Below are 4999 nucleotides of genomic sequence, written 5' to 3' on the forward strand. Positions count from 1 at the left end.
GGGGCGGGCTCGGCGGGCGACATCAACTGCCGGGCGGGGTCCAGTCCGCGGGCAGGCCGGAATCGCTCAAGATCTCACCCCGGTTGTAGTAGTCATCGCTCGACTGGATCAGGTTGCCGCGCAACCGCAGCACGGTCACGAGCGGGACCGCAAACGGACGAGGCGCACCGACGATGTGGCCGGTGAACACTCCCTCGACCACGACCCCGTCCCGCCCGCGGAATCCACCGGTCGCCTCGAACCCGAGATTCTCGATGAGCTGATGGGACCCGGTCTCCCACTCCTCGACCCCCTCAGGACCGCGGAACACCAAGTTGAGGGCACGGTCGGTGTAGACCGCGTCCTTGGTGTACAGACGGGCGAGATCGCGGGTGTCGCTCGTCGTCCACGCGGCGGCCCAGCGCCGCCCGATCGCCGGCACCCGGTCCTTCTCGTGCTTCGTCGCGCCCACGACCTGCTGTGGCCCGGCCTGCGCAGCCCGCGGGCCGGGCGACGCCTCGGAGGAGGCCGCGGGTCCGGCACCGACAGTGCCGGCTATCAGAGCCGCCGCGGCCACCCCGACAGCGAGGCCGGGAACGAAAGTACGCGTACGCATGTGAGTCTCCTTGCTCTGAGACGGCGCGACACCGGTCCGCACCACACCGACCTAACGACGTTAACTTTTCTAACGTTGTTAGCGTAAGTAGTGCCGTACGACGCCGTCAAGGCAGGCCGCACCCGAGCGAGGCGCCAGAACCCGGCACGACCGCCACCAGCCACCGACAGGGACTGGTCAGGGGCAGCGGCAGGCAGGGGCCTCCGAGCGGCGGCACCCGCAGGGGCGCCGCCACAGGCCGCGGGGCACCCCAAGGCCCCCGACTCGCCGCCCGCAGGCCGCAGGCATGCTTAGGTGAACCATGCCGACTTCACCGACCGCACGGTCGCTCGGCTGGGTCCGCTCCCCGCAGCCGATCGAGGTCAGCTTCGGCACCAACCAGGCTGAGGCCCGGGCCGTCGCGTTCCATTCAGCGGAAGAAGAGGACGAGCTCGTCCACTGGACCCTCGACCGGCTCCGGAGCATGCCGCGCGAGCCGGAGGACGCCTTCTGCCCGGAAGTCGGCGGTTTGCTGGTGGAGTTCCGCTCCCGCCGCAGCCCCTGGAACGCGGCGGCGCTGCGGCTGCTGGACGACACGTACACCTTCGTGGCCACCGGACCCGGGAGCCGGGAAAGAGCTGGAGTGCGGCTGCGCTGTTACGTGGATCTGCGCCAGAGCCCCAGCCCCTGACGCGCGCGCCAGGGGTGCGCTGGGGCCGGATCACCGTCCTGGTCCCTGCATCACGTTGTGGGACATGGCCCAGCGTGGGTGCGGCCCAGCGGTTCCTGTCCTCGTCCAGCGGCATCTCACCCCGGTTCCGACCTCGCCGACACCTGATGACCGCCGCCGAACGCCGCCTCGAGATGACCATCCGGTTCACCCTCTGGGACCACATCACCAAGAACATCGGCCTGCCCACCCAAAGCTGAGCACCGACTCGGAACCGGCCCCATCACACCCCGACGCCCCGTCAGGCACCCATGCACTCACCAACATGACAACGCCCGCGCGAACATGCGGGCGGTCTTCCCGGCAACCAGGTGCGCCGACACTCGAATCGAACGGCCCGTCGGAGCGTCTGTCCCCCACGCGAGCTACGCGCAGGTGTCCACCGTGAGGTGACGATTCGCGGACGCCGGATCCGTAGCGTTCGAGGCGTTGCGGCACCCGGCCGCGGACCCGGAGGAGGAGCGTTCATGAGGTTCGTCTGGCAGCTGTCGGCAGTCGTGGTGGTCGCCATGATCGGCAGTCAGGTGGTCGCCGCCGTGGAGAACCACCCCTGGCTCCAGCTCGTTCTGGGACTCCTGGTCTCCGTGCTCGCCGTACTCGTCTACGGATGGGTGGTCAACAAGACCGAGCACCGCCCGGCCACCGAAGTGGCCCGTAAGGGTGCCGGGGCCGCGATCGGCCGGGGAATGCTGATCGGCGTCGCGATGTTCGGCGCCGTGATCACGAACATCTACGTCAACGCGCACTACGAGATCAACGGCCTGGGCTCGGTCTCCAGCGCCGTGGGACTGGTCGGATTCATGGCGGCCGCCTCCGTGACGGAGGAACTGATCTTCCGGGGGATCCTGTTCAGGATCATCGAGGAGCGCACCGGCACCTGGATCGCACTGACGCTGACCGGACTGCTGTTCGGCCTCTCGCACCTGTTGAACCCCAACGCCGACCTGTGGGGCGCCCTCGCCATCGCGATCGAGGCCGGCGGCATGCTCGCCGCCGCCTACGCCGCGACCCGCACCCTGTGGGTGCCGATCGGCCTCCACTTCGGCTGGAACTTCGCGGCGGCCGGCATCTTCAGCACCGAGGTCTCCGGCAACGACACCCCACAGGGACTGCTGGACACCATGACGTCGGGCCCGACGTGGATCACCGGCGGCGACTTCGGACCGGAAGGCAGCGTGTACGCGGTGCTGTTCGGCGTGCTGGTGACGATCGGGTTCATGTGGCTGGCCCACAAGCGAGGCAACCTGGTGCCCCGTCGGCGCGCCGACCGGATCGCCGCCACCCCCACTACACTGCCCCAGTGACCGGACTTCCGCTGATCCAGGGACTGTGGCGCCGGGCAGGCGCCACAGTCTGGTACCTCCCGCTCGCAGCGGTCCTGTTCGCCGCCTCGCTGGTCTACCACGACAACGGCACGGAGCTCGGCGGCCTGCCGACCCGCCCCTTCGACGCCCTGGCCCTCGCAGCGATCGCCCTCCAGTGCCTCCCGCTCGCCGGACGCCGGCGGTGGCCCGTCCTCTGCTTCGCCGTGGTGTCGATCGGCTTCGCCCTCGACCAGCTCCGCGGCTACCACTCACTCGCCGGCATCGCGCTGCCCATCACGCTGTTGAGCGTGGCCTCCCACCTGGAACACCACAGGCGGGCAACCGCGATCGCCGCCTCCGTGGCATACGTCCCGCTGGCGGTCGCGCTCCACCGGCTCGGCCCCGGCGAACCGCCCGGCGAGTTCGTGACGTTCTACCTGGCCGTGGCACTCGCCTGGGGCGTCGGGTCATGGGTTCGTCACACCCGGGCACTGGAGGCCGAGCGCCGCCACCGCGTCGCCGAGGACACTCGCGCCGCCGAACGCGCCCGCATCGCCCGCGAACTCCACGACGTGGTGACCCACCACGTGACGGCGATGGTCGTACAGGCCGAGGCGGCCCGCTATCTGACCGCCGTCCCCGATCGCCTCGACCAGAGCCTGACAGCCGTCACCGACACCGGCCGCCGGGCCATCACGGATCTGCGGCACCTGCTCGACCTGCTCAACCCCGACCACAGCACCGAGCCCAGGACCCCACCCGCCGGCCGGTTCCTCACCCTCGTCGAACAGACACGGCGGGCCGGTCAGCCCGTGGAGTTCACCGAAGAGGGCACACCGGCCGAGTCGACCGGCAGCGCCGACCTCGTGGCCTACCGGGTGGTGCAGGAGTCCCTGACGAACGCCCTCAAGTACGCCCACGGAAGCCGCACTTCCGTCCGGGTGCGCCACGGCTCAGGAGAGATCACCGTGGAGGTCGGCACGGACGGCTCCGGCTCGAAGCCCCCCGGACTCTCCGGGAGCGGGCGCGGCCTGGCCGGTCTCCGTGAACGGGTCGACGTCCTCGGCGGCGACTTCAGCGCGGAGGAACAGAAGGACGGCGGCTTCGTCGTCCGCGCCCACATACCCGCCGGGAGCCCGTCGTGACCGCCCCCATCCGCGTCCTGATCTGCGACGACCAGGTACTGATCCGCACCGGACTGGCGACGATCATCGACGCCCAGCCCGATCTCGAGGTCGCGGCCGAGTGCGGGGACGGGCAAACCGCCGTCGACCTCGTCGGACAACTCCGCCCGGACGTCGTGGTGATGGACATCCGCATGCCGGTGCTCGACGGCATATCGGCCACCCGCCTCCTGGCCGGCGCCGGCGTACCGCACCCCGTCAAGGTGCTCGTGGTGACGACGTTCAACCTCGACGAATACGTCTACGAGGCGCTCCGCGCCGGCGCGAGCGGCTTCCTCCTCAAGGACGCGCCACCGGCCCAACTGCTGCACGGAATCCGGACCGTGGCGGCGGGCGCCGCACTGCTGGACCCCGAGGTGACACGCCAGCTCGTCGGCCGGTACGCCGTCCGGATCCGCCCCATCGAGGACAGCGGGCCCGACATCCCGCTGACTCCCCGCGAACTGGAGGTCCTACGCCTCATCGCGGACGGCCTCTCCAACAACGAGATCGCCGCGGCCCTCGTGATCAGCCGGGAGACGGTCAAGACCTTCGTCTCCCGCATCCTCACGAAGCTCGACCTCCGCGACCGCGTCCAGGCAGTCGTCTACGCCTACCGTCAGGGTCTGGTGTCCTGAAGCGGGCCACGGCCCCTGACGGGCCTCAGCGGCCGAGCCACTGGGCGACCTCCGTCGCCCGGTACGCCAGGACCATCCGCGCACCCGCGCCAGATGCCCGTCAGGCTCTCCAGGATCGCCGCGTCCCGGTCGACCCAACCCTTCTCCGTGGCGGCCTCGATCACCACGTACTCACCGCTGATCTGGTACGCCGCGACCGGCACGGCCACCTTGGGTGGCTTTATCGAGCAGTAGTGGCGGCGGACTGCCTGGAAGCCGACGGTGACGGCGTAGTCGACTGTCCGCAGGGCCACATGCGTGCGTCAACTCATGCCACGGAACGCGGCTCATGCCCTTGAGGACCGTCCCCACCACACCCTCCAGACCTGCTCTCCGCCACCGACACCGAGCAACACCCTCGCCCACCCCGCAGACCGCGCCGGTCACGAGCCGGGGCCAACGCACCGAACGAATGCCCTCAAAACCCGCCCCCTCCCAGGCGCCAACGCCACGCCATCGTCCTTTGCGATCAGCACCAAGCCCTCTGCCTCCTCGCCTACGCCCCTCCGCCTCACCCCCTCCCCTCCCCTTTTCCTCTCTCTTCTCCTTCC

5 protein-coding genes and 2 pseudogenes are annotated in these 4999 nt (G+C 70.0%); 5 read left to right on the forward strand and 2 right to left on the reverse strand.

Annotated features, from left to right (window positions below; all coding sequences use genetic code 11):
* Positions 1 to 22: 22 nt before the first annotated feature.
* Positions 23 to 595, reverse strand: a complete 573-nt coding sequence (locus tag B7L92_RS34310; RefSeq protein ID WP_081241148.1) for a nuclear transport factor 2 family protein — start codon at positions 593 to 595, stop codon at positions 23 to 25.
* Positions 596 to 896: 301 nt separating this feature from the next.
* On the opposite strand from B7L92_RS34310, the gene B7L92_RS43025 reads away from it, so the two are divergent.
* The 5 genes and pseudogenes from B7L92_RS43025 (at position 897) to B7L92_RS34335 (ending at position 4409) form a co-directional block, all read left to right on the forward strand.
* On the forward strand, positions 897 to 1265 hold the full coding sequence (locus B7L92_RS43025; RefSeq protein WP_255311262.1) for a hypothetical protein: 369 nt from the start codon (positions 897 to 899) through the stop codon (positions 1263 to 1265).
* Between the two features lie 71 nt (positions 1266 to 1336).
* A pseudogene (locus tag B7L92_RS34320) lies at positions 1337 to 1504 on the forward strand (IS6 family transposase); the annotation flags it as partial.
* A 267-nt stretch (positions 1505 to 1771) separates the two neighbouring features.
* Positions 1772 to 2608 (forward strand): CPBP family intramembrane glutamic endopeptidase, encoded by an 837-nt coding sequence (locus B7L92_RS34325; RefSeq protein WP_081241149.1) that lies wholly within the window; start codon positions 1772 to 1774, stop codon positions 2606 to 2608.
* Positions 2605 to 3753 carry a sensor histidine kinase gene (locus B7L92_RS34330; RefSeq protein WP_081241150.1) on the forward strand — a complete coding sequence of 383 codons (1149 nt, stop codon included), beginning with the start codon at positions 2605 to 2607 and terminating at the stop codon, positions 3751 to 3753. Before B7L92_RS34325 ends, B7L92_RS34330 begins: the two co-directional genes overlap by 4 nt.
* Complete coding sequence (locus B7L92_RS34335) at positions 3750 to 4409, forward strand: response regulator (RefSeq protein WP_081241151.1); 660 nt, start codon at positions 3750 to 3752, stop codon at positions 4407 to 4409. Before B7L92_RS34330 ends, B7L92_RS34335 begins: the two co-directional genes overlap by 4 nt.
* Before the next feature lie 25 nt (positions 4410 to 4434).
* Here B7L92_RS34335 and B7L92_RS34340 read toward each other — a convergent pair.
* Positions 4435 to 4618: pseudogene (locus B7L92_RS34340) on the reverse strand (porphobilinogen synthase); the annotation flags it as partial.
* Between the last annotated feature and the right edge of the window lie 381 nt (positions 4619 to 4999).

This window comes from Streptomyces viridosporus (genome assembly GCF_002078235.1).
Taxonomy (GTDB): Bacteria; Actinomycetota; Actinomycetes; order Streptomycetales; family Streptomycetaceae; genus Streptomyces; species Streptomyces viridosporus.